This is a genomic window from Nitrincola nitratireducens (assembly GCF_000585235.1).
In the GTDB taxonomy this organism is placed as follows: domain Bacteria; phylum Pseudomonadota; class Gammaproteobacteria; order Pseudomonadales; family Balneatricaceae; genus Nitrincola; species Nitrincola alkalisediminis.
In genome coordinates this window covers 58,520-83,830 of record NZ_AONB01000018.1, presented here as the reverse complement: position 1 = coordinate 83,830, position 25,311 = coordinate 58,520, and the positions used below count along the sequence as shown (strand labels likewise).

14 protein-coding genes and 7 pseudogenes are annotated in these 25,311 nt (G+C 48.1%); 6 read left to right on the top strand and 15 right to left on the bottom strand.

From position 1 onward, the window contains the following. Nucleotides 1-11 precede the first annotated feature (11 nt). The 4 genes and pseudogenes from D791_RS14320 to D791_RS19160 all read right to left on the bottom strand — a co-directional run bounded on the left by D791_RS14320 (nucleotide 12) and on the right by D791_RS19160 (nucleotide 5,647). A complete protein-coding gene (locus D791_RS14320; RefSeq protein ID WP_036513054.1) occupies nucleotides 12-1,265 on the bottom strand; it encodes a 2-oxo acid dehydrogenase subunit E2 in 1,254 nt (417 codons plus the stop codon). A 27-nt stretch (nucleotides 1,266-1,292) separates the two neighbouring features. Beyond that, nucleotides 1,293-2,269, bottom strand: a pseudogene (locus D791_RS14315) (alpha-ketoacid dehydrogenase subunit beta). Next, nucleotides 2,262-3,451: pseudogene (locus D791_RS14310) on the bottom strand (thiamine pyrophosphate-dependent dehydrogenase E1 component subunit alpha). Before D791_RS14310 ends, D791_RS14315 begins: the two co-directional pseudogenes overlap by 8 nt. A gap of 165 nt (nucleotides 3,452-3,616) precedes the next feature. Next, nucleotides 3,617-5,647 (bottom strand): diguanylate cyclase domain-containing protein, encoded by a 2,031-nt coding sequence (locus D791_RS19160; RefSeq protein ID WP_051514555.1) that lies wholly within the window; start codon nucleotides 5,645-5,647, stop codon nucleotides 3,617-3,619. Between the two features lie 562 nt (nucleotides 5,648-6,209). Here D791_RS19160 and D791_RS14290 point away from each other — a divergent pair. Both D791_RS14290 and D791_RS14285 read left to right on the top strand, forming a co-directional pair. Further along, the gene (locus tag D791_RS14290) at nucleotides 6,210-7,193 is read left to right on the top strand and encodes a carbohydrate porin (RefSeq protein ID WP_051514554.1); all 984 of its coding nucleotides are present in this window, start codon (nucleotides 6,210-6,212) and stop codon (nucleotides 7,191-7,193) included. 88 nt (nucleotides 7,194-7,281) lie between these two features. Beyond that, nucleotides 7,282-8,337 (top strand): LacI family DNA-binding transcriptional regulator, encoded by a 1,056-nt coding sequence (locus D791_RS14285; RefSeq protein WP_036513049.1) that lies wholly within the window; start codon nucleotides 7,282-7,284, stop codon nucleotides 8,335-8,337. Nucleotides 8,338-8,395: 58 nt separating this feature from the next. Here the strand turns inward: D791_RS14285 and D791_RS14280 are convergent. From D791_RS14280 to zwf, 3 genes and pseudogenes are all read right to left on the bottom strand, one after another. Continuing rightward, nucleotides 8,396-9,066 (bottom strand): annotated as a pseudogene (locus D791_RS14280) (bifunctional 4-hydroxy-2-oxoglutarate aldolase/2-dehydro-3-deoxy-phosphogluconate aldolase). Between the two features lie 46 nt (nucleotides 9,067-9,112). Next, on the bottom strand, nucleotides 9,113-9,829 hold the full coding sequence (gene pgl / locus D791_RS14275) for a 6-phosphogluconolactonase (protein ID WP_036513046.1): 717 nt from the start codon (nucleotides 9,827-9,829) through the stop codon (nucleotides 9,113-9,115). Beyond that, nucleotides 9,816-11,288: a glucose-6-phosphate dehydrogenase gene (gene zwf / locus D791_RS14270; RefSeq protein WP_036513043.1), complete on the bottom strand. Its 1,473-nt coding sequence runs from the start codon at nucleotides 11,286-11,288 to the stop codon at nucleotides 9,816-9,818. Before zwf ends, pgl begins: the two co-directional genes overlap by 14 nt. A 226-nt stretch (nucleotides 11,289-11,514) precedes the next feature. Between zwf and hexR the strand changes: the two genes are divergently transcribed. Continuing rightward, nucleotides 11,515-12,375 carry a transcriptional regulator HexR gene (gene hexR, locus D791_RS14265; RefSeq protein ID WP_193365005.1) on the top strand — a complete coding sequence of 287 codons (861 nt, stop codon included), beginning with the start codon at nucleotides 11,515-11,517 and terminating at the stop codon, nucleotides 12,373-12,375. 48 nt (nucleotides 12,376-12,423) lie between these two features. On the opposite strand, the pseudogene pyk reads toward hexR, so the two are convergent. Both pyk and gap read right to left on the bottom strand, forming a co-directional pair. After that, a pseudogene (gene pyk, locus D791_RS14260) lies at nucleotides 12,424-13,871 on the bottom strand (pyruvate kinase). Nucleotides 13,872-13,881: 10 nt separating this feature from the next. Beyond that, nucleotides 13,882-14,885 (bottom strand): annotated as a pseudogene (gene gap / locus D791_RS14255) (type I glyceraldehyde-3-phosphate dehydrogenase). A gap of 165 nt (nucleotides 14,886-15,050) precedes the next feature. On the opposite strand from gap, the gene edd reads away from it, so the two are divergent. Both edd and D791_RS14245 read left to right on the top strand, forming a co-directional pair. Continuing rightward, complete coding sequence (gene edd, locus D791_RS14250; protein WP_036513040.1) at nucleotides 15,051-16,874, top strand: phosphogluconate dehydratase; 1,824 nt, start codon at nucleotides 15,051-15,053, stop codon at nucleotides 16,872-16,874. Further along, nucleotides 16,875-17,818: pseudogene (locus tag D791_RS14245) on the top strand (glucokinase). A gap of 140 nt (nucleotides 17,819-17,958) precedes the next feature. On the opposite strand, the gene D791_RS14240 reads toward D791_RS14245, so the two are convergent. The 6 genes and pseudogenes from D791_RS14240 to D791_RS14215 form a co-directional block, all read right to left on the bottom strand. After that, complete coding sequence (locus tag D791_RS14240; protein ID WP_036513037.1) at nucleotides 17,959-18,423, bottom strand: methylglyoxal synthase; 465 nt, start codon at nucleotides 18,421-18,423, stop codon at nucleotides 17,959-17,961. Next, a pseudogene (gene pgi, locus D791_RS14235) lies at nucleotides 18,416-19,995 on the bottom strand (glucose-6-phosphate isomerase). Before pgi ends, D791_RS14240 begins: the two are co-directional and overlap by 8 nt. 252 nt (nucleotides 19,996-20,247) lie before the next feature. Further along, nucleotides 20,248-21,042: a D-hexose-6-phosphate mutarotase gene (locus tag D791_RS14230; RefSeq protein WP_051514552.1), complete on the bottom strand. Its 795-nt coding sequence runs from the start codon at nucleotides 21,040-21,042 to the stop codon at nucleotides 20,248-20,250. A 42-nt stretch (nucleotides 21,043-21,084) separates the two neighbouring features. Beyond that, nucleotides 21,085-22,389, bottom strand: a complete 1,305-nt coding sequence (locus D791_RS14225) for a TRAP transporter large permease (RefSeq protein WP_036513035.1) — start codon at nucleotides 22,387-22,389, stop codon at nucleotides 21,085-21,087. After that, on the bottom strand, nucleotides 22,386-22,868 hold the full coding sequence (locus D791_RS14220; protein ID WP_202806882.1) for a TRAP transporter small permease: 483 nt from the start codon (nucleotides 22,866-22,868) through the stop codon (nucleotides 22,386-22,388). Before D791_RS14220 ends, D791_RS14225 begins: the two co-directional genes overlap by 4 nt. 65 nt (nucleotides 22,869-22,933) lie before the next feature. After that, a complete protein-coding gene (locus D791_RS14215; RefSeq protein ID WP_036513029.1) occupies nucleotides 22,934-23,941 on the bottom strand; it encodes a DctP family TRAP transporter solute-binding subunit in 1,008 nt (335 codons plus the stop codon). 183 nt (nucleotides 23,942-24,124) lie between these two features. Between D791_RS14215 and D791_RS14210 the strand changes: the two genes are divergently transcribed. Beyond that, the gene (locus D791_RS14210; RefSeq protein WP_036513026.1) at nucleotides 24,125-25,261 is read left to right on the top strand and encodes a PQQ-dependent sugar dehydrogenase; all 1,137 of its coding nucleotides are present in this window, start codon (nucleotides 24,125-24,127) and stop codon (nucleotides 25,259-25,261) included. Nucleotides 25,262-25,311 lie beyond the last annotated feature (50 nt).

The following is a 25,311-nucleotide window of genomic DNA, read 5'->3' as shown; positions in this document are numbered from 1 at the left end:
GAATCCCCTCGTTACTTCAATTCAGCCAGCATCCGTAAGGGGTTCTCGAGATAGCCCTTCCAGTGACAACAGAAGCGTGCCATGGTTGCACCGTCGAGAAGGCGATGATCTCCAGACCAGCTTGCGTGTAGGATTTTAGCGGCGACGACATTGCCGTTTGCATCAAAGCGAGGCAGCGTTTGTATACGTCCGAGTGCGACAATGGCGACTTCTGGCTTATTGATGATAGGGGTCGCAACTGTTCCACCTATGGCACCTATGTTGGAAATCGTGATACTACCGCCTTTCATATCGTCGGCTGATAGCTTCCCTTGTCGTGCGGCGTGCGTCAGTTCATTGAGTTTGCGAGTGAGTTCAAGCAAAGACAGATCCTGAACACGTTTCACGTTAGGAACCAGAAGTCCGATGGGAGTATCGGCCGCCATGCCAATATTTATGTCATCCAAGTAATGAATTTCGGTAGCGTCTTCGTTCAGTCGGCTGTTCAAAATAGGATAGGCTTGCAGCGACAGCGCCAGTGCTTTCATGAAAAAAGGCATGAGGCTGAGCGATAAACCTTCGGCTTCAAACTGGGGCTTGAGTTCACGGCGGACAGCGTCAAGCTGGGTAACATCAATCTCTTCTGTATAGGTGAAGTGAGGAATGCTGCTTACAGAATCTGCCATTTGTCGAGCCATGACGGCACGAACCCCTTTGATGGCTTCAATACGAACACCCGAAGACTGGGGTGCGCTTACGGATTGAGTTGGGGCGTGTGTTGTGTCGACGGATGATGGCTCAAGTAGGTCTTCTTTGAGCACACGGCCATTTTTGCCAGATCCCTTTACCTGAGTTAAATCGAGATTCATTTCTCTGGCGAGTCGTCTGACGGCCGGGCTGGCAATAGCCTTGGATGACTGTGCCATCGGGCAGGCGAGCGCTGAGTTGGTTGCGGTGGAGGATGCCGTGTCGTCACCGGAAGAGGTTGCTTGGCTGGCGGACTTTGTGTCAGAAACCTCTGCTCCAAGTGTTGACTCTTCGACGTCACTCACGACCTCTATCTCAAACAAGGGTTGGTGCACCTTCGCAATTTCGCCTTGAGCATAGTAGAGTTTTGTAATGACGCCCGTGTGCATAGAGGTAATCTCGACCAGTGCTTTGTCGGTCATGACGTCGGCAACGGGTTGATCCTCTTGGATGTTCTGTCCTTCGTGAATGTGCCACTCGACCAGCTCGCACTCGACGATGCCTTCACCTATATCGGGAAGAATAAAATCAATTTTCATGTTCATGCTCCTATTAAAATCAATTCATCAAAAAGTCATGCTGGCCTTAATGGCTTCGAAGGTTTTCAAAGCATCGGGCATGTACTCTTTTTCTAAAGCCAAGGGGAAGGGGGTATCCAAGCCTGTGACTCGTATGATGGGTGATTCCAAATAGAGGAAGCATTCTTCCTGGATTGCAGCGGCAATTTCAGCGCCAAAACCTGAAGTTTTCGGAGCTTCGTGGTTAATGATTAAGCGGCCCGTTTTTTTCACAGAGGCCGCCAGTAAATCTCTATCCCAAGGAAGCAGGTTCGTAGGTCTATAAGCTCACAGGAAATGCCTTGTTCAGCGGCCATATCAGCAGCTTTTTCAATGGCTTCTACCTGTGCACCCCAAGCCACCAGTGTAATGTCTGTTCCTTCACGTAGCAGGTCTCCTTGGCCTAACGGAAGTTCATAGTCCGTGTCGGGAACCTCCCCAACAGACGCGCGGTAGAGCTTTTTAGGTTCAAAGAAAATAACGGGGTTTGGATCGCGAATCGATGCCAATAACAAGCCTTTGGCTTGATAAGGGTTGCGCGGTACCACGATTTTTAGGCCGGGTGTGTGCGTAAAATAGGCTTCGGGTGACTGTGAGTGATAGTGAGCGCCATTAATACCTCCACCATAAGGAGTACGGATGGTCAGGCTACCGACGTTGAATTCATTGCCCGAACGGTAACGAAATTTAGCGGACTCATTAACAATTTGATCAAATGCCGGAAAAATATAGTCGGCGAACTGAATTTCAGCAATCGCTGTCATGCCTTGCGCTGCAGCTCCATTGGCAAAGCCGATAATGCCTTGCTCCGTCAGCGGGGTATTAAAACAACGCTGTTTTCCATACTTTTCTTGCAAATGGCTAGTGGCACGAAATACACCGCCAAAGTGTCCGACATCTTCACCAAAACAAATAGCGAGGTCATTTTGCGCCAGAGTGCTATCAAGTGCTTGGTTGATCGCTTGCAATAGGTTGATTTTACTCATGGTCAAGCCTCCAGGATGTTTTGGGGTAAGCCTCGGGGTATTTACGGATATGGGCTTTTAGAGCGTCATATTGTTCCTGTAAATGCCAGGGAGGCGTGTCATAAACATCGCTGAACAGATCTTCCAGTGTTGGAGCTGGAATCTTTTCGGCTTTTTTCATGGCGTTTACAATCGCACTTCTGTGCGCTTGTTTGCGCTGTTCTTCTTGGTCTTCATCCCACCAGCCTTGTGCGATTAACCAGAGTTTGAAACGAAGGACAGGACACTTGGCCCGCCAGGTTTCTTCTTCAGATTTATTGCGGTATCCACTGGGGTCGTCAGAGCTGGAATGCGCACCTAGGCGATAGGTCATGGCCTCAATTAACACTGGCTCATGCTGTTCGACTGCCATTCTGCGGGCTTCTTGCGTGGCTTTGAGGACGGCTAGTACATCGTTGCCATCGACTCGCAGCGTTTTTATACCGTAGCCAACTCCTCTTGATGCAATCCCATCTCCAGCGAACTGTTCGTGAGCGGGCGTTGAAATGGCATACCCATTATTGCGACAAAAGAAAATAACGGGCACTTTAAAAACCCCTGCCATGTTCAATGCGGCATGGAAGTCCCCCTCGGAGGCTGCGCCTTCACCAAAGTAACAAATAACGCAGTTGGGTTTATTCTGCGTTTTTAACGCGAAGGCGTAACCCGTTGCTTGCGGAATTTGTGTGCCAAGTGGGGATGAAATGGTCATATAGTTCAGCGCTTGCGAACCATAATGAATTGGCATTTGGCGTCCTTTGCTAGATCCAGCTCGTTTGAAAAAATTTGATTCATGAATTGATCAAGGCTGAAGCCTCTAAAGGCGAGAGCACCTTGTTCGCGATACTGTGCCATGATCATATCATCAGGCGTTAACGCGGCTGTACTGCCAATATCTGCGGCTTCCTCACCTGTTTCGGTCATATAGAAACTAATACGGCCTTGGCGTTGCGAGGCAAGCATGCGTTCGTCTAAGGCACGAATGAAGAGGAATGTATCGTAAATTTTTAGTGCGAGTGCCTCGTCAATATCCGGCAAACTGGCGTCAGGGTATAGCGTTCCATCATCCTTGAGAATCCGCAGTGTGGGGATGCTCAGTTGAGAGCTATCAATAAATACAGGTCGATGCACGATCAGCGCATCTGTCTTGCGTTTATCCGTCATAATGTACCTTCTTGTTCTTATTGTGGTGACCATCGATTGTGTCGATTGTCGATAATTGAATCGGCTAGGGGATCACCCTAATGAGTTCAACGCAGAGAATGTAATACTCTGCTGCGTATTTGTAAAGCCTAGACCAAAGAAGGAAAAAATGAAGCAAATGAGGCGTTATCGACCTTGCTTGTTTTGATACATGCGTATGTCAGCGACTTGAGTCAGTTCAATTTCAGTTGCGCCATCATCAGGGTAGAGGGCGATACCAATGCTACAGCTAAGATTGACAGAGTCAGGCTCGCAAAAAGGATCGGTAAATGCTTGATGGATTTTATCGACGACTTGTTGAGCGGCGGCTCGTGAGTCAACATTGTGCAATAAAATCACAAACTCATCCCCGCCGATGCGACTGACGGTGTCTGACTCTCTTACGATGGCTTTGAGTCGGGTTGCGACCTCTTTTAAGACTAAATCGCCGAAGTTATGGCCAAATTCATCATTTATGGGTTTAAAGCCATTTAGGTCGATTAATAGAACGGCAAATGACGATGAGTGACGTTTTGCATGTTTAAGGGATTGATTCAGTCTGTCTGAAAAAAGTGAACGGTTGGCCAAGCCTGTGAGTGGGTCGTGTTGAGCAAGATGGCGATGTAGCTCTTCGCTACGACGCAATTCGTCATAGGCCAGGTGGCGCTCAATCGCAATTTCAGCAAGCTGAGCGCTTTCACGGATGAGTTGAATGTCATCGGAGGTCGGTTCAGAGACCTTGGTGTGATAAATGGCAAAGGTCCCTAAGAGATGTCCATTTTTCCGCATAATGGGTTCTGACCAACAGGCTTTAAGGCCATGTTTAAGCGACAAGTGTTTATAGTCTTTCCAAAAAGGATGCTGATCGATATCGGCGGTGATGACGCGTTTTTTGAAATAGGCGGCACTGCCGCAGGCACCAACAGCTGGGCCTATTTTTACGCCATTAATGGCTTGGTTGTATTCCTGAGGCAAGGAGGGTGCTGCACCAATGTGCAGTGTTTCAGTATCGGAATGAAAGAGTAAGATACTGCAAAATGTTTTTGGGTTGTAGGCTTCAACACCCAGGACGATCTCTTGTAGGATCTGCTCAATGGGTTGATCGGCGGCAATCATTTCCAGCAATGTGTTGCGATGGCGTTGCAGGACTGCGGCTTTATTTTTTTGACGTAAAAGCGAGTTGAGCTTGAGATTGACGCGGTAAATATAAAGGGCAATACCACTCACCAGTGATGCTATCAGTGAGGAGATGATCAATGGAGCAAACCAAGACGTGCTCGTATTGCTGGGATGCTTAAACAAAAACTCGGATAGATCAAGCGGACTTGAGACTAGGTTCAAGGATTGGTAGGTGTTGTGAATATGCGCCCATCTTCCGGGGTTGATATAGCCTATCTCAATCAGCTCAGGCTTGATCAATTGGTGCATGCGGCTGGCTTCAAATTGAAGAAAAGATGCGCTATGCGTTTGAGTGTATTGTTCCAGAATCAATTCGATGATGTAGTCTGGATTTTGTAAGGCATAGGTCCAACCCTTCAGGCTTGCTTGGGTGAAGGCGCTGACAATGTCAGGGCGCTGTTGGGCGAAGGCTTTGCTGGTAAAGAGATTGTCACCGTAAAAATCGATGCCGACCGAGCGGGGGGTGTAGATATGGTATCGGAAGTTGGCTAAGTCTAAATAATAAGGCTCATGCGTAATATAAGCCGACATGGCATCGACCTTTCCGGTGATTAAATCCTCAATGGAAAAGGTATGAGGTAAGCGCTTGTCTTGCTCAAGAAAAATACTTTCATACATTAGATACGCGAGTAGCTCGTCGGAGCCTTCTTCTAGCATGATCGGTTTGTCGGCAAGGGTATGGATGCTTTGTAGGGCAGTGTCCGCTTTCGAAATAATCACTTGGGGCGAGTGTTGAAAAATATTGGCAAGCAGAACCACTTCGTTGCCCTGATCTAAGTCGAGCAATAGGCCGCTGGTCCCTACGCCAAAATCAGCTTGGCGAGAGACAACCTGTTGAGTCGCATTAATACCGGGAGCTCCTTCAATCAGGCTTACATCAAGGCCTGCTTGCTCGTAAAACCCCTGATCGATGGCGGCATAGTAACCTGCAAACTGAAATGCGTGAGTCCATTTGAGTTGCAAGCTCACTTTTTCCAAACCAAAAGCCGTAGGAGGCAAAAATAGTAGGCTCCATAAAACGATGCATAAGGAGTAAAAAATTCGACCGAGCGTAGAGCGCAATTTCAAGTCACTGGCCTCGTGAAGGGTACATAGGTTGTAAGGCACTCTTTAAGTGTAGAAGCTAAGTGTGAAAAGTATATAGTGTCTTGCCTCAAGAGTTGTGTGTATTGGCTGTTGTGCGCTAGTACGGCTATAAAGCATCGCACTTTTTCTAAAGTGAAGTCAAAATTCAAACGCTGTTCCTATCAAAGCGAAAGCAAGAAAAAGCACAATCGCTCAATAAATTAAGGCTACATACCGAAGTCATTTTTCCGCAGTTGCTTTCTATTCAAACAAATAATATCAGAAAAAAACGAATTTTTAATCACATGCCCTCCATTATGGGCGATTCTTCAATGGTTTTTTTGCGTTTGCACAAAAGATAAGTATGATTTAAGTAAATTTTATACTTGATTTGCCGGTCTAAAATTAAATACACTCTTTTTATCGGCTCAGACACCCTTTGAGCTGTTGTTTTTATGTAAATTAACCAAATAAATACAATAAGCATGGTGAGAAAATGAAGTTTACGCCTTTTCGGGTGCCAAGACTGGTATCCTGTGTCTCCTTAGCACTTGTTGCAATGGCTGGAATCCCAAGTATTGCAGTTGCAACACCTTCCCTGACATTAGATGCCAACATTGAGTTGGATACGGATGCTGTGAAAGCATCGTCAAGTAAATCCAGCTATGATCAAGGCGGGCGTTTGGAAGTCAATTTTATGGCTGAGCATCGCATGGGGGATCACTTTGTGCGGGGTAAAGGGACAGGGTTGCTGAAAACCGATGGGAAAACGGCGACGGATGATATGTGGCTGATGTTTGGTTCGGATCAGTGGGATATACAGGCAGGGCGATTTGAGGCGGTTAACCTGTTCCCTCTAGGAAAAGATACGGTCATTATGCATGCAGGTGATGGCTCTGCCCGTGTCTATGAAGCCAATTTAGTGCGTGGGCGAGTGAGTGATGGAGGGCAGTTTGCGTTTCATGCGAACCCATCGGATCAAATTCGTTTTGAGCTGGCGACCGCCTATGGTCAAGGTGATAAGTCGAGAGCATTTACCGGTGTTCGTCCTTCGGTCACGTTTGTGGGTCAGGGCTTTACACTAACCGCAGGGTATGAGCATCAGAAATTTGATGATGCGCAAACAACGCATAAGGCAAATGGCGTTGGTGTGACCGCAGGGTTTACTCTAGGAGACGCTCAGGTAAACTTGAGTGCAGCGCACTTAAGGGATCGTAGTCAGCCTTCAACGGTAAAGGTGAACAGTTACGGTGCCAACCTGACGCTGGGTGGCTTTGGTGCTGGTATCATTCATTCAACAACAGCATTAAGTCAAGCGGCTGATCCTGATGTCACGACGGCCTACGCTGCCTATACATTACCGCTGTTTGATATTCAAAATGCGAGTGTAACCTTTGCAGGTTCGACCTCTCGGGCCGATAATGTTGCCTCCGATAAAACCGTACACGCGTTAAGACTGCGCTTTAACTACACGTTCTAATTGATCCCCCTTCAACTCAATTAGAGCGTCAGCCTGTAAAGCAAAAGTGGGGCGCAACTGAAGGATGCGCCCTGTTTGGAACAAACGAATGGGTTCAGTCAGTAAGCTTACAATCAAAGATGTTGCTAAAGCGCTTAATGTGTCGACGGCAACCATTTCAAATGCGTTTAACCGCCCTGATCAATTATCAATACAATTACGGCAAAAAATCATCGAACAGTGTAAATTATTGGGGTATGACGGCCCGAATAGTGGTCTGAAAAATCGCCGTAATCAGCGCAGTGGTATTGTCGGTGTGCTCTTGTCCGATGGGTTGTCTCAGAGCATGATTGACCCGGTTGATAGCCAATTTTTATCGGGTGTTGGTAAGGTGCTAGATCAGCAGGGGTATCATTGTTTAATGCTGCAGTCGCTCGACAAAATCGATGCAATGCAGCAGCGCTCTCTGGAGACCTTGGTGGATGGCATTATTGTCTATGGCATGATGAGGCGTCCAAGTAGCTATCAGCGTTTGTTGACCCAGCATAAACCCTTGGTTACCGTCGACTTTACCCTCGATGCGTTTCCCTCTGTCACAATTGATAACCTCACGGGTGCAAGAAATATTGCACTGCATGCCTTGCAGCACGGTCATCAGCGTGTAGCGATTATTGGGCTTCGCGTGGTTTTAGATGAGTGCGTGTGTCGAGTAACAGAAGAGCGGGTGTTGAATTTAGAATCCTCTTTTGGCATGCAGCGTTTGATGGGGTATCAGGAGGCCTTGCAAGAAGTGGGTATTGCACTCAGCGAGGTCCCTGTATGGAGTCTGCCTGAAAACTCCCATCGTCAAGCTTACCCATTGGTGTGTGATATTTTGTCGTCTTTGCGACCGACATTATTGTTGTGCATGAGTGATACGATTGCCTTGGCTGCAATGCAGGCGGCCAGTGCACTGGGTTTGTCCGTTCCGCAGGATCTGCATATTGTTGGGTTTGATGGCATTCCTTTGGATGAAAATATACGGCCGTCTTTGACAACTGTGTATCAGCAAAGTGTTGAGAAAGGGCAAGCGGCGGCTCGGGTCTTGTTGGGGCAAAAAGATCAGCAGCATACGGTGTTGGATACTCAGCTGCTTGTGAAGGAGAGTTGTCCTTATCCGGAGTAAAGCTCCAGGTGCTTTAGCAAAAAAAAACCAGCGACAGCTGGTTTTTTTGTATGAGGAATTAGATATTCTGGTGTGGGCGTAATTGAAAGACGGTATCTCGTGCAATTTGTTGAATCGCAGCCCAGTCTTGTTGATCAATCAGCGCTTGCGGTGTTAGCCAAGAGCCGCCGACACACATGACATTGTTGAGATTTAAATAGTCTGCTGCTGATTCAAGCGAATACCGCCGGTAGGACAGAAGCGCACATCGCCGATAGGGCCCGCAAAGGCTTTGAGGGCATTCACGCCACCGGAAACTTCTGCAGGGAAAAATTTAAAACGTTTGTAACCCAGCGCATAGGCTTGCATAAGCTCTGAAATCGTTTGAATGCCAGGTAGTAGAGGCACCTGTTGAGTGAGTGCGTGTTTGAGTAGTTCAGTCGTGGAGCCCGGTGTGACGATGAACGTGGCACCTGCCTCACAGGCTGCCTCATATTGCTCTGGATTCAGTACGGTTCCTGCGCCGACTTGTGCGTCAGGTAGGTTGTCGGCGATGAGTTTGATGGCTTCTAGGGCAATATCGGTTCTGAGAGTGACCTCAAGAACCGGTAGTCCGCCCTTGACGAGTGCTTCAGCAATAGGGAGGACTTCATCCAGTGAATTAAACGTTAATACCGGTATCACAGGGCTTAAGCTGCAGATGCGGTCGATTTCAGTGATATTTTGTTGTTTTAATGTTTCGTTATTCATAGTCAATCCTGATCAGCGGCCGTTGAGTCCAACTTTAAAGTCAGCATTAGGCGCTCCAATAAATGGTTAATGGATGTGCAAGAAAGTAGCGAATGGGCATTTCAATTGAAGGGCCGTCGCTTAATGCCTTCTGTAAGGTTAGGAGTTTGTCTTCACCGCAAATGTGTAAAATTCGGCGGTGTGCATTGAGAATGCGTTTGGGTGTTAGGGTTAAGCGAGAATAGGGTGCCGTTTTAGGGGTAACTAATGCGCAATGCGACTGACTATTCACTGCTGACTCTATGTCATCGGAGCAAGGGAACAGTGAGGCAGTGTGCCCGTCATTGCCCAGTCCTAGTATGATAAGATCTAATGGATCGCTAACCTGATTCAAACGAGCTTCGCATTGAGCTTGTTGCTCTTGATGGGTTAGATCTGAACGGTCTTCAAATAGTGCAACAAAGGATGCATCGCTGGCACAGTTTTGCAGTAACGTATGGCGAACTAAGCCTGCATTGCTATCTGGGTGTTCATGTTTTAAGCAGCGGTCATCGGCTAATGTAATTGTAACCTTAGCCCAGTCTAAGGGGGTTAGGCTGAGTTCATGAAAAAGCTGAATGGGGGTTCGGCCACCCGAAACAGCCATGCTAGCCTGTTGGCGTTGCTGAATCGCTTCGCCTAGCTGTTGAGCAGTATTTTTAGCCAAGGCATGAGTCAGTTCTTCTCGGCTAGAGAAGCTCTTCCATTCAATGTGTGCGGGTAAGTTGAGATCACTGATTTTCATACCAAACTCTTCCGTCATTTGCGAGTAATAAATCCGAGTTGGCAGGTCCCCAGCTTCCTGCAGGGTAGGGAAGAGGTGGGCTGTTTTGTTTTTGCCACTGGTTTAAGAGAGCATCACACCATTTCCAGGCATGTTCGATCTCATCTCGGCGTACAAAGAGGTATTGCTGGCCTTTGATCACTTCAAGAAGGAGTCGCTCGTAAGCATCGGGAACACGGTCAATGCCGAAGGCTTGTGAAAAGCTGAGTTGAAGTGGTGCTTTTCTCAGTTGCATGCCTTTTTCCAAACCTTGATCTTTGGTCAGAATATGCAGTGCAATACCTTCATCAGGCTGTAATTTGATTATCAGCTTGTTGTTGGCAAGTTGGCGTTGTTCAGGATCAAAAATGTAATGCGGTTGCTGTTTAAAGTGCACGACAATTTGAGAGGATTTTTCAGCCATGCGTTTGCCTGTACGCAGGTAAAAAGGCACGCCCGCCCAGCGCCAGCTTCCAAGCTCAACACGAATGGATACAAAGGTCTCGGTTTGGCTGGAGGTGTTTGCCCCTTCTTCTTCAAGATAGCCGGGTACGCGTTGGTCGTTAATGTAGCCACTTGTGTACTGGCCGCGGACCACGTGATGTCCCATTTCTTCTGATTTGATTGGACGTAAGGATTTGAGTACTTTTACCTTTTCGTCACGAATGCTGTCGGCTGACAGGTCGGCAGGTGGATCCATTGCAACAAGGCATAACAACTGCAAAAGGTGGTTTTGCACCATGTCGCGCAGTTGTCCGGCTTTGTCAAAGTAACCCCAGCGCCCTTCGATGCCCACTTTTTCAGCCACGGTGATTTCGACGTGGGAGATGTGGTTTTGATTCCATTGAGTGCCAAACAGGTTGTTGGCAAAACGAAGTGCAATCAGGTTTTGAACGGTTTCTTTGCCGAGGTAGTGGTCGATGCGATAGATTTGGGATTCATCAAAATACTTGCCGACCTCCGAGTTAACCTGATGAGATGTTTCCAGGCTGAACCCTATCGGCTTTTCGAGGACGACTCGGCTTTGCGCATTTAAGCAGCCTTGTTCGTTTAAGTTGGCACTAATGGTGCCGTATAAAGACGCGGAGGTGGCGTAATAAAACACGCGCTCTTTGTTGCTTGAGGCGTCTAGGATTTCTTTTAGGGGTTGGTAGCTGTCTAACTCATCAAAATTCACACTTAAAAAATGGATGCGTTCTATGAATGCTTCTAGAATTTCGGTGCTCATCAGGCTTTCGTTCACATATTTCGTGAGGCTCTGACGTGTTTGACCTATCCCTTTGTCTTGGTCTGTGTTGCGAGCAACGCAGAGGATTCGCGTATCTTTATGGATGAGCTTGGCGCGTTCGAGTTGGTAAAGTGCAGGCAGCAACTTGCGTTGTGTTAAGTCGCCCAAAGCACCAAAAAAAATAATGTCGCAAGCGGATAGGTGTGCAGTCATGGTTGATAACCTGTTTTTGTAGTTATTTAACATACATAGTTGGATTTTATTCGCCATTAGTGGCCGAGTCAAGTTAGATATTTTGTTAAATTTACCTATTATTTGAGTGTTTGCAGGCAATTGTCTGTGTTAAAAAGAGGTCGTTTTTACTGGTTAAGGCCCATATAACCCGTTATAGTTCAACTTGATTGCAATATGTTGAAAATTTACGTATGGACATAAGGTTATGATCGATCAAAGTGGAAATCTGCTGGAAGAAATTCGCAGTCGCTTAGAGACTCTGAACAAGTCTGAGCGTAAAGTGGCGACGGTAATTCTTCGAGATCCAAAGGCGGCGATACGCTTGACTATTACCGCTTTGGCGCAAGAAGCCGGAGTCAGTGAGCCGACCGTCAACCGTTTCTGCCGTGGGTTTGATGAGCGTGGTTATCCTGATTTTAAATTGCGCTTGGCGCAAAGTTTGGCTGAAGGCATGCCCTATGTCACCCGCAATGTTGAATATGATGACAGCACTGAGGCATATAGTGAGAAAATTTTTTCATCCACGATTGCGGCGTTAGACACAGCGCGCAAGTCTTTGCAGCCGAATGTCATCACCCGTGCGGTGGATCATTTAAGTCAGGCGAAACAAATATTCTTTTTTGGTTTAGGGGCTTCTGCATCCGTGGCAGCGGACGCGCGTCATAAGTTTTTTCGGCTGAATATTCCGGTGATGTCCTACGAAGATGTGTTGATGCAACGCATGGTGGCGGCAGGGGCTCATACGGGTGATGTGATTGTCATTATTTCCTATACTGGGCGTACGCAAGAATTGGTTGAAATTGCGGCATTGGGGCGAGAAAGTGGAGCGACGGTGATAGGGATTACACACGATCCATCGCCTTTGGCACGAGAATGCAGTTTGTTGATTTCATTGCCTGCGCAAGAAGATACCGATGTGTATATGCCAATGACATCGCGATTGATACAGTTGACCATGATTGATGTATTGGCAACTGGGGTCACATTGAGGCGAGGAATCGAGTTTCAGCGGTATTTGAAGCGAATTAAAGACAGTTTGTTGCCGACACGCTATAAGTCTGAGTAACGAGAGAGGGGGCAGATCGCCCCTCCTCTGCGATGGGTTGTGCTTATTTTAGGCTATTTTTTGGCCAACGGTTACAATTTTCAGGGTGTTTGTACCGCCTTGAGCGTTTAAATAATCTCCTTTCGTAATAATGACGCGATCGCCTTCACTAACGGCACCTCTGCGGACGAGTTCATCAATGGCGCTTTGATTGATTTGCTCTGGAGGTAGGGTGTCGCTGTCAAACGGAATGGTTTGCACGCCTCTATACAATGCGACGCGATGCTGTGTATCGGCTCTTCTGGAAAAAGCGTAAATAGGAAGCGGTGAACGAATCCGTGACATGATACGCGGGGTTAGGCCGGTTTCTGTCATGCAAACAATCGCTTTAATGTTGCGAAGGTGGTTGGCTGCATACATCGCCGACAGCGCAATCGCTTCGTCAATATTCTCAAAAGCTTCGTGCATTCGGTGCTTAGAGATGTGTGTGATTGGGTGCAATTCGGCACCGATGCAAACACGAGACATGGCCTCGACTGCTTCAACTGGGTAGTCACCAGCCGCTGTTTCAGCCGAGAGCATGACGGCATCGGTATAATCCATAACTGCATTCGCGACGTCAGACACTTCGGCGCGAGTTGGCATGGGGCTGTGGATCATCGACTCCATCATTTGTGTTGCCGTAATCACGATTTTGTTTAAGGTGCGCGCACGGGCAATAATGTGTTTTTGCACGCCAACCAGTGTTGCGTCACCTATTTCAACCGCAAGATCGCCTCGAGCGACCATGACGACGTCTGATGCACGAATAATGTCATCGAGTATCTGATCATCATTCACCGTTTCGGCGCGTTCAATTTTTGCCACTAAGCCTGCTAGAGAGCCTGTCGCCTCGACTAATTGGCGAGCCTCATGCATGTCATCAGCATCCCGTGGGAATGAAACCGCGACATAATCAACGCCCGCTTCAGCTGCGGTAATGATATCGGCACGGTCTTTATCGGTCAGTGCTTTCGCGGATAGACCGCCGCCTTTACGGTTAATGCCTTTATTGTTGGAGAGTTCGCCACCAATAATGACACGGGTAATCACCTCGTGGTCGGTGACCTGCGTGACGACCAGCTCAATGCGGCCATCATCTAAAAGCAGAATGTCGCCTATGCGTGAATCATTGATTAAGGCTTCGTAATCGATGCCCACGCGTTCCGCGTTACCTGCATTTTTGTCTAGATCAGAATCCAGAGTGAAGGTTTGGCCTTTGCGCAGGAGTACTTTTTTTTCGGCAAAACGTGCAATGCGAATTTTGGGGCCTTGCAGGTCGCCCAGTAATGCAACGTGACGACCATGCTTGGCTGAGAGTGTTCTTACGAGCTTCGCGCGTTCAATGTGATCTTGCGCTTCTCCATGTGAGAAGTTCAGGCGCATAACATCAGCACCCGCTAAGATTAAAGCTCTATGGCTTCGGGCGTGCTGGTTGATGGGCCTAGTGTTGCTACAATTTTGGTGCGCCGTAACATGAAAAACTCCTCAGGCGGGGGCCTGCATAAGTGCGAGCGTGTTGTCTAGCATTCGGTTTGAGAAGCCCCATTCGTTGTCGTACCAGGCCATGATTTTTACTAAACGGCCTGACACTTTAGTCTGGGTGGAATCGAAAATGGATGATAGAGGATTATGATTAAAATCTATAGACACTAAGGGAGCACTGTTAAAGCCTAAGACTTTTGAATCTTCACTGGCGGCTTTTAACAGTTGATTGATCTCGTCTTTGGTGGTGTTGCGTTCCGCAATAATCGTAAGGTCGACTAGGGAGACATTGATGGTGGGGACGCGCACAGCCATCCCATCAAATTTACCCGCCAGTTCTGGCAGTACTAAGCCAACAGCGGCGGCGGCGCCTGTTTTCGTTGGAATCATGGACTGGGTCGCTGATCGAGCACGATAAGGGTCTGAGTGATACACATCCGATAAATTTTGATCGTTGGTGTACGCGTGAATCGTGGTCATTAAGCCGCTTTCAATTCCTATTTCACGCTGCAATACTTGAGCAATGGGTGCTAAGCAGTTCGTTGTGCATGACGCGTTTGAAATAATTTGATTGGAGGCGCGTAATGTTGAGTGATTCACGCCATACACGATAGTGGCGTCAACCTCAGTGCCGGGTGCCGAAATAATCACTTTTTTAGCGCCTGCTGTAATGTGGGCGGCGGCTTTATCGCGATGGGTGAATAGACCTGTGCATTCATAAACAACGTCAATATCGAGTGACTTCCAGGGAAGTTCGGATGGATTGCGAATTGCGCTGATGGCAATGGTGTCGTGATTGACGGTTAATGAATGTTCATCATGACTGACGTCGCCGGGAAAGGTGCCATGGACAGAATCGTATTTGAAAAGATGGGCGTTTATGCTGGCATCGCAAGATCATTGATAGCGACGACCTGAATTCGATCACGGTAGTTGTTTTCGTAAAGAGCGCGAAGGATGTTGCGGCCAATACGGCCAAAGCCGTTAATAGCAACACGTATAGTCATGGTCTTGTACCTCGCTGTTTTATGGATTTTATATTTTTTATAAGTAAATATTACTCCTTAAAATGAGATTTTTACAGGTTTTACGTTAAAAAATATGTAAAAATACTAAAAAAATGATATAGAATGGCCTTAATTGAATAATGATAAGAGTAGGTGGTGATCTCTATGCACGCAAATGTTGAAGCCGTAACCGCACGTATTAAAGAGCGCAGTAAGCTTAGCCGGAGTCGCTACCTCGATCAGATGAAGCGCGCCGAGGAGCAGGGGGTGCACCGCAGCCAATTGTCCTGCGGCAACCTTGCACATGGCTTTGCGGCTTGCCAGCCTCAGGATAAGCAGGCGCTGAAGCTGATGAATGCGGTGAATATCGGCATTGTGACGGCTTACAATGACATGCTGTCAGCGCATCAGCCCTATGAGCGCTACCCGGATATGTTGCGTGCAGCGGCACGGGAGATGGGATCGGTTGCACAGGTTGCTGGCGGTGTTCCCGCTATGTGTGATGGCGTAACTCAGGGGCAAGCGGGCATGGAACTGAGTCTGTTTAGTCGCGATGTTATCGCTATGTCAGCGGGTATTGCGCTGTCTCATAATATGTTTGATTGTGCATTGTATCTAGGTGTTTGCGATAAAATTGTTCCAGGTTTATTAATGGCGGCTTTGCGTTTTGGCCATCTGCCTACTGTATTTGTTCCTGCTGGTCCTATGGTCTCAGGGCTTCCAAACAAAGAGAAAGCAAAGATCCGTCAGCTGTATGCAGAAGGCAAGGTGGGTAGGGATGCGCTTCTCCAATGCGAATCCGACTCGTACCACAGTGCGGGAACCTGTACGTTTTATGGAACGGCAAATACCAATCAAATGGTTGTTGAAACCATGGGCTTGCACCTGCCTGGCTCCTCCTTTATCAATCCGGGTACTGGACTGAGAGATGAGCTGACAAAAGAAGCGGCACGTCAGGTCATTCGTTTAACAAAAGAAAATGGCCGCTTTACACCTCTGTATGAAATCATTGATGAAAAAACCATCGTAAACGGGTTAGTGGCCTTGTTGGCCAGTGGCGGCTCTACCAACCATACCCTGCATTTTGTTGCGATTGCGCGAGCAGCAGGCATTATTATCAATTGGGATGATTTTTCCGATCTTTCTGCAGCAGTGCCTTTGTTGGCGCGCGTTTACCCCAACGGTGAAGCCGATATTAATCACTTCCAGGCGGCGGGTGGTACTTCGTTCCTTATTCGTCAGCTCTTGGCCGGTGGTTTCTTGCACGAAGATGTGATGACGGTTATGGGGCAAGGCCTATCACGCTACACTGCCGAGCCTTTCCTTGAAGACCAACGTTTGGTTTGGCGCGAGGGCCCTACAGAATCTCTAGATTCCAAAGTGCTAGCACCTCTTGAAACACCCTTTAGCCCTGATGGCGGTGTTAAGGTTCTGCAAGGAAATCTCGGACGCTGTGTGATTAAGGTGTCCGCGGTTGCGAAAGAGCATCAGGTGGTCGAGGCTCCCGCCATTGTGTTCGAAGATCAGGATGAACTGGCGGCCGCGTTTGATCGTGGTGAGTTGGAGCGAGACTTTGTCGCTGTGGTTCGTTTCCAAGGACCGAAAGCGATTGGTATGCCTGAATTACACAAGCTCACACCTTATTTGGGTACGCTGCAGGACCGGGGCTTTAAAGTGGCTTTAGTGACGGATGGACGTATGTCGGGTGCATCCGGTAAAGTGCCCGCTGCGATTCATCTCTGGCCTGAGGCGATTGAGGGTGGTGTGTTGGCGAAGGTGCAAACGGGGGATGTTATTCGATTGGATGCATTAGCCGGTCAGCTAGACTGGAAGGTCGATCCTTCAGTTGCTGAGCAAAGAGAGGTTGCCCAGCCTATCGTGAGAGCTTCGCATATGATGGGCATGGGACGAGAGTTATTTAGTCCGATGCGTGATAATGTCGGTAATGCTGAGCAAGGCGCCAGTGTCTTTTTGTATTCGGAGGTTTAAATGAGTCGGTATGCTTTGGTTGCAGATATTGGTGGAACCAATGCGCGCTTTGCTTTAGTAAAGGAGGGGCAGGTTCAGTTAGAGCAGGTTAAAACGCTTGCGTGTGCAGACTACGAGAATATTGATCATGCTGTGAACGCCTATTTGAAAGAGTTGGATATTGAGCATGTGGATAAGGCCAGTATTGCACTGGCCTGTCCTGTTAAGGTTGAACAACTGCGCATGACCAATAACCATTGGGTGTTTACGCGCGATCAGCTCTCAAATGCATTGAATCTTAAGCAGCTGACCCTGTTAAATGACTTTACCGCCATGGCGTTAGGGATGCTGGAGGTTTCTGACGCCGATTTGATTCAAATAGGGGGTGGTGAGTCTGATGATGATGCGCCGCGTTTGGTCGTAGGGCCTGGTACGGGGTTAGGTGTTTCGGCGCTTGTGCCCTTTAACGGACAGTGGAAAGCCTTGGCCGCAGAAGGAGGGCATGTCAGTTTTGCCCCAACCGATACGGCTGAAGCAGCGGTTTGGGCGTATCTGACCCAAGTGTTTGGGCGCGTATCCGTTGAGCGGATACTGAGTGGTCAAGGTTTGTTGAGTCTGTATACGGCATTGGCCGATTTCAAACAGATCACGCCTGTGCATAGATCGCCTGCCGATATTTCTAAAGCGGCTTTAGAAGGAGAGGTCTTTTCTCAAGAAGTGTTAAATCGCTTTTGTCGTATTCTGGGTGCCGTGGCAGGGGATGCCGTGCTCATGATGGGGGCAAGAGGGGGATTTATCTCTGTGGCGGTATTTTGCCTCGCATGGTGGACTTCTTCAAAGCCAGTCCTTTCCGTGAAGGTTTAGAGTCGAAAGGGCGCTTTCAATCTTACATGCAGAAGGTACCGGTCTGGCTGTGTGTGGCTGAGAATCCAGGGTTGCTGGGTGCCGCTGCTGCGATTCGTTAAGTCTGCTGGTTTTGTTAAATCTACTGTTTTGTTAGGTCTAGTGGTTTCGTTAAGCTTACTCGGCAAGCGCTTGTGTAATGTTCATAAACGTTCCGCCTGTTCATTCGGTCAAATGGCATGAGTGAGCAGGCGGTTTTTCGTTATGCTTGGGTGCGTTCGCGTAGATAGGATTCGTAGTCTGGAATTTCGTAGGAATGGGCTGTTGAAAACAGTGGTGAGCTGATTAAAAAGTCCGCCGTAGTGCGATTGCAAGCGACAGGGACATTCCAGACCGATGCCAGTCTTAGCAGGGCTTTAACATCGGGGTCATGAGGCATGGCTTCAAACGGGTCCCAAAAGAAAATCACCATGTCGATGCTTTGGGTTGTCAGCATTGCGCCTATGTGTTGATCGCCGCCCAATGGGCCGCTGATCATGGCCTGCACATCCAGTCCCAATTGGCTTTTTAATAAGTGTCCAGTGGTGCCCGTCGCAAAGAGTTCATGTTGTTTAAGTTGATCCAAGTGGCTTTTGACCCAAGCGAGTAGGCCGATTTTCATGTTGTCGTGTGCGATCAGTGCGATGCGCTTACGTGCAGGCATGATGATTTTTTTGCGCTTAATCATGTCGGTTCTCTTTATCGATTCGATCCGGTTGTTGCTGCGACAACACGATTCGCTGTTCTTGAAAATGGCGAATCAAGTTGCTCGTCGATGAGTCGTGGCCTGCATTTTCAATTTTCCCAGTTAGGACAGGAAGTATTTTTTTAGCAAGCGTTTTACCCAGTTCTACACCCCATTGATCAAATGAGCAAATATTCCAGATTACGCCCTGAACAAAAATCTTGTGCTCATAAAGAGCGATCAATGCACCAAGGGTGCGCGGATCTAAACGTTGTAAGAGTAGGGTGTTCGTGGGTCGGTTGCCACTATGAATTTTATGAGGCACCAAGCGCTCAATTTCATCCGCATCTAAGCCTTGCTTGCGCAAATCCTCTTTGACTTCCTCTGCGGTGATGCCGTTCATCAAGGCTTCCGTTTGGGCGAAAAAGTTGGCCATCAGGTTTTCATGATGACCTGGAACGGGGGTGCTGCTTTCCACAGAACCAATAAAGTCTGCAGGAACGATGGTGTTGCTTTGATGCAAGTACTGATAAAAGGCGTGTTGGCCATCTATCCCGAGCTGTCCCCAAATGATGGACCCTGTTGTGTGAGGAACCACTTCACCTTTATGGTTAACAGACTTGCCATTGCTTTCCATTTCCGCTTGCTGAAGATAGGCTGAAAAGCGTGCCAGTGGCCAGTTATACGGAAGAATTGCTTGGGACTGGTAGCCCAAAAAGGTGCTGTTCCAGATGCTGATTAGGGCCATTAATACAGGGGCATTTTTTTCAAGCGGTTCATCCCTGAAGTGTATGTCCATCTCATGAGCGCCCGTCAATAACTCTTCGAACTGGCTAAAGCTAAATAGAGTGCGATGGGAAGGCCAATCGCCGACCAAAGCGAAAAGCGCCCTCCGACCCAGTCCCACATTTGAAAGCTGTTTTCCGCGCTGATACCGAAGGACTTGATGGCTTCTTTGTTGCTTGATACGGCAATAAAGTGCTTTGCAACAGCACGCTCATCGAAGGCGGAGGACATCAGCCAGTTACGCGCCGTGTGCGCGTTGGTCATGGTTTCGCTGGTGGTGAAGGTTTTAGATGCAACGACAAACAGCACGCGTTCAGGATTGAGTGGGCGCAGCGTATTGGCTATTTCCACACCGTCAACATTGGAGACAAAATGGACACGAATGCGATCATCAGCATAGGGTTTTAAGGCTTGGGTAACCATACGCGGACCGAGATCTGACCCACCAATGCCTAAGTTCACAACATCGGTAATGCGCTTGCCTGAGTATCCGCGCCATTCACCTCTGCGCACCTGATTGACAAACTTCTTGATGCGAGCCAGTTCATTGTTAACGGCAGGCATAACATTTTTTCCATCAACATAGACAGGTGTATTCGTCCTGTTACGCAAGGCGGTGTGAAGGACGGCTCGCCCCTCGGTGATGTTGATGCGATCCCCTTGAAACATCCGGCGACGCCAATCATCGACTTTGGCTTCATTCGCTAAGTCCAAGAGGTCGTTTAGAGTCTGGTCGTCAATCAGATTTTTTGAGTAATCGAGAAGAATGTTTTGCACGCGAAGTGACATTTTGTCAAAGCGTTCTGGATCAGCCGCAAATAACTCCCGCAGGTGAGGCGGATTTGCTGTATTGGCACGTTGCAGAAGTGTTTGCCATGCATCCGATTCGTAAATTCGAGACATAGTGCAGATCCTTTTAGTTATTATTGGTCAGAAATAAGATAGGTAAATTTTTATCATTATTTTGTTAAATATACCAATACTTTTATCTTTTTAGGGATCTTTTTCTGATAAAAATAGTAAATTTACCTCTATTTTGTCTTAGTGATCAGCCGCAAGCCGAAGTTTCATGGTGAGTTGTGTATCTAAGGGGTGTGAAATGCTCGCGGTTTCCACACACAGCATTTTCTGAAAGTCGTCTGTGTTCATATCGCTTAAAGATTGAGCGCCTTCCCGCCATGGATTCCAAACAACAACTTCTTGGTGATGTTGATGTTCAACCTCAATCGCACTTGGGAATAAGGGGCTTCTCACGATGGATAGGGGTAAGGGGGTTGTGTAAATGCGATCAATCGCTTGGTTAATCTGCAGTGCAGGCGCATCAAGGTCGTCGATTTGAACCTGTTGTTGCGTGAGGCTGTCGAAATACGCCAAACCTAAGCCACTGACTTGGGTGTTTTGAACATCGCCTACATTCAAATAGGTATGAAGTGCGCCTGTGCTGGCAGCTTGGCAATCGATGTTAAGGTTAATCTGGCACTCTTGTCCGAGTGATAGGGTCAGGCGTAAATGAAAAGAATGGGGCCAGAGTTCACGTGTGTGCGCAGAGTCTTTAAGCTCTAGGGTAACAATGACTCGGTCAGACAGTGTCTCTTGCGTGCAAAGAGTCCAGCGTTCAGTACGCGCGAATCCATGTGAGGGCTGCCCTTGCTTATTAAACCAAGGCCAGCAAATGGGGATGCCTCCACGTATGGCGCGCCCTGGTTGGAAATACTGGTCTGGCGTACACCAAAGAAGAGAGTGATCGCAGCCATGGGGTGTCCATTCAAGTAATTGTGCGCCTTGCAAAGCGATACGCGCATGGCAACTTGGATGCTGAATCTCAATTATGTCCATTTACATGACTCCAATGACGGTTGATTTAACCAAAGGGTTGACTTACCAAGGGCCGACGACAAATCCAAGCTTATCTGGCAGCCAAAGCGCAATACCCGGAATGAGCATGACCAATAATAAGGATACGAACATGGTGACCATAAACAATAAGGCCCATAAAAAGGTCCGTTCCAGCCCTATCTCGGCAACCTTGGTCGTGACCATTAAATTGACAGCGACGGGCGGGGTAAACTGACCTATGGCAATGTTCATTGCCAGCAAAATGCCGAACCAAACCGGATTCCAGCCAAAGTGATGCACTAGCGGAATCAGGATCGGGGTAATAATCAAATAGATAGAGACGGCATCTAAAAACATGCCCGCGATCAGGACCAGGAGCATGATCAAAAGCAATAATACCCAGCTGTTATCGGATAGGCTGAGTAAAGCATTGGCGAGGCTGTTGAAGGTTCCAAGGGTCGTGCCTGCCCATGCAAAGATTCCTGCGAGCGAGATGATGATCATGACCACGCCTGAAATGCGTGCGGCATCGGTCATCAAGGCACCGATTGCGTTGAAGTTGAGTTGCTTGTAGACAAAAACACCAATTAAGAAGCCATAGGTGACGGCGACGACAGCCGCTTCAGTGGGGGTAAAAAGCCCAGAGCGCAAACCACCCAAGATTAAAACGGGTGCAAACAGCGCCGGGATGGCCTGAATAAAGCTTTCTTTAATGGGTGGACGTTCGCCAGAGTCAGGGTGTTCCCAGCCATGACGCTTTGCCATCCACCAAGCGGGAATGAGTAAAGATAAGCCTGCTAATATGCCAGGAAATAAACCAGCCGCAAACAAAGCCCTAAGATCAACCCCCGGCATCACCACCGAATATAAAATCAGGGCAATTGACGGCGGGATTAGAATGGCAGTGGAAGCGGACGCCGCAATTAAAGACGCCGAAAACGGTTTTGGATAGCCCGCTTTCGTCATGCTGGGTAACATCACCATGGCAACGGCGGCGGCATCGGCTGGGCCTGATCCGCTCATACCGCCCATGATTAAGCAGACAATGACAGCGACGAGCGCTAACCCACCATGGCGTGGCCCGATTAAGGATTGGGCAAAGCGAACCAAGCTGGCGGCCACTCCGGCACGTTCGAAAATCAGACCCGTTAAAATAAAGAGAGGAATAGCAATTAAAGGGTATTTTGCAATGCTGTTGTAGGTGTTAGTGCCCAGTGTTGCGAGCATGTCGGGCGATAAGCCAACAAGAATGCCTGCAGCGCCACCGAGCCCCAAGGCGAAGGCGACGGGAACACCCATGAGCATCATGCCCACAAAGACCAGCAACATCACTAAGTCTGGACTCATTGATCCGCTCCTTTGTCGGCGAACTTAAGGCGCTCAATCAGGCTTTGAAGCAATCGATGTATCATCGCGAGCGATAGGATAGGCAGCCATATCAGATAGATCCAAGTGGGGTAGCCAAGCCCTGGTGAAAGCGATTCCCACTGATACTCTTCATAGGTGAGCAGCCCTCCGTACCAGACTATCAGACTGAGCAGTAGTATGCTAAAAAAGGCTTGTGCGATGAGTAGGATGCGTCTCCAGAACCACGGAAGCTTGTCTTCAATAAAGGTGATGCGGATATGTTCATTCTGGCGGGCAGCAACGGCGGCACCTGCAAAGGTTAACACTACCAGTAAAAAAACTGAAAACTCTTCAGTAAAAGCAAAGGAGGCGTTGGTGGTATATCGAACCACAACATTGCCGAGGCTGATTAAACAAATAGCCGATAAGGCGATTGCCGCAATCCAGGATTCTGGTCTTGATTTAGGGTTTGACATGATGAAGGGAGTTCAAGCCATATATGAGCTCTGGTATCTGTGGCTTCCTTCAGATACCAGAGACTAAATTAACGCGCGTCTACAGCGGCTTTAGCCTTGTTAAACAGGTCTTGTCCAATGCGCGGAACCCATTTTTCGTAGACGCTCTCAGTCGCATCGACAAATGCAGCGTGTTGTTCCGGTGTGAGTTCGGTGACTTCAACGCCGCGCTCTTTGATGCGTTCGAGTGTTTCAACCAGCTCAGCACGCGATTTGGCAATTTCCCACGCGCCGGCTTCAATTGCAGCCTCTTTCAACAGTGTTTGGTCTTCAGTTGATAGCGAGTTCCAAACGCGTTGGTTAACACCAAATACCAGTGGGTCAGCCATATAGCGCCATAGGGTTAGGTGTTTTTGTCCGACTTGGTCAATACGTGCAACGTCGAAAACAGACAAGGGGTTTTCCTGTCCATCAACGGCTCCAGTGGTGAGAGCAGGTTGTGCATCTGCCCAGCTCATTTGGGTTGGATTCGCCCCAAGCGTATTAAACGTGTCTAGAAATAAAGGTGAGCCTACGACGCGAACCTTTAGGCCCTTGAGATCAGCGGGTTGACTGATGGCGCCCCGTGAGTTGGAAAGTTCGCGAAAACCGTTTTCACCCCATGCAAGGGGAATGACTCCACGCTTCTCGATGGCTTCAAAAATAGCCTGTCCAGCTTCACCCTGAGTGATGGCATCAATAGCGGCCTCGTCTGGCATTAAAAAGGGCAGAGAGAAAAGGTTAAGTTCGGGGACTTGAGGCGACCAGTTAATGGTCGAGGCAACGGCCATATCGATGATGCCACTGCGCATAGCTGAAAACTCACGGGTTTGGTCTCCTGAGACCAGCTGAGCATTTGGGTAAATCGTCAGTTTCATGCGTCCTTCTGAGCGTTCTTCAACGAGTTCTGCCCATTTCACGGCGGCTTGTCCCCAAGGAAAAGCATCCGATAAAACCGTTGATACTGAAAATTCGCGTGTTTCTTGTGCGAAGGTTGGGGCACTGATAAGGAGTAAGGAGCTGGCTGCTAGAGCAGTTAGAAGGTTCTTTGAGTTCATAATCGGCCCTTTATATTTTTATTTTCTAGAAATGAAAGACATATATTCCGTTTGTTTGAGCAATGAGCATTTTTAGTCATAAGTCTAAGGTTGGTCTATAGTAGACCAGTCAGTTTGAATTTAAAAGCAGTTGAGTTGTCAGAGATTGGATGACGTATTGTAGTTAAAACAGGAGCTAATTTGATGAAATTTAAGACGTGTTCGCTTTTAGTCTGTTTAACTTTAGGAGGGTATTCTTCTTTAAGCTGGAGTAATGATCGTTTTTCGACAGACCTCTATTCGCTAAACGTGAAGACTCATGTGGATGGGTTAGTCAATCCATGGTCTCTTGCATTTTTGCCTGAAGGTGGGATCTTGGTAACGGAGCGACCGGGTCGTTTGCGTTTGATAGAAGCGGGAGTGCTGCGTGAAAGGCCGATTGAGGGTGTGCCTGACGTGGCGGCTTCTGGACAGGGTGGCTTGCTTGACCTTGCCTTGCATCCTGACTTCGAAGAAAACCGTTGGTTGTATTTATCTTTCTCGGATCGAACCGCTGAAGGTTTAACGACGCGCGTGATCCGTGCACGTTATCAAGATGGGCGTCTTACCGATCATGAAGACATCTTTGAAGCGCTGCCTCGATCTTCAGGAGGGCGTCATTTTGGTGGGCGTTTGTTGTTTGATCGTGCTGGCTATTTATACCTGTCAGTAGGGGACCGTGGTGAAATGGATCGAGCGCAGGATCTGGCGGACCACGCTGGCAGTATTATACGTCTGCATGACGATGGTCGAATTCCAGATGACAACCCCTTCGTCGATAACCCACAAGCCAAACCTGAGATCTATTCATGGGGGCATCGGAATCCACAAGGCTTGGTGCTGCATCCCGAAACAGGTGACATCTGGTCACATGAGCATGGGCCAAGAGGGGGAGATGAGATCAACCGGATTCAAGCGTCCCTTAATTATGGTTGGCCAAAAGCAACACATGGGATTAATTACACAGGATTTTCAATTTCGCCGCATCAAACCCTTCCGGGAATGGAGTCTCCTTTACTCTATTGGACGCCTTCAATAGCTCCCAGTGGTATGACGTTTTACACCGGTGATGATTTTCCTGAATGGCAAGGACAGTTGTTATCTGGTGCGCTCAGTCATCGTTTGGTGTCTCGTGTATCGATTGATTCGGCTGAAAATCCTGAATCCGTTGTTGAGGTTGAACAGATGCTCAAAGGGTTGGGTCGTCGAATTCGAGACATACGTCAAGATGCAGAGGGGCGTTTATGGTTACTGACGGATGAATCGCCCGGACGTGTGATGTCGATCCATTTAAACGATTAAGTTTAAAAAGTGCTTGCATTATAAGTACGATAGCCATATAGTACGCACCG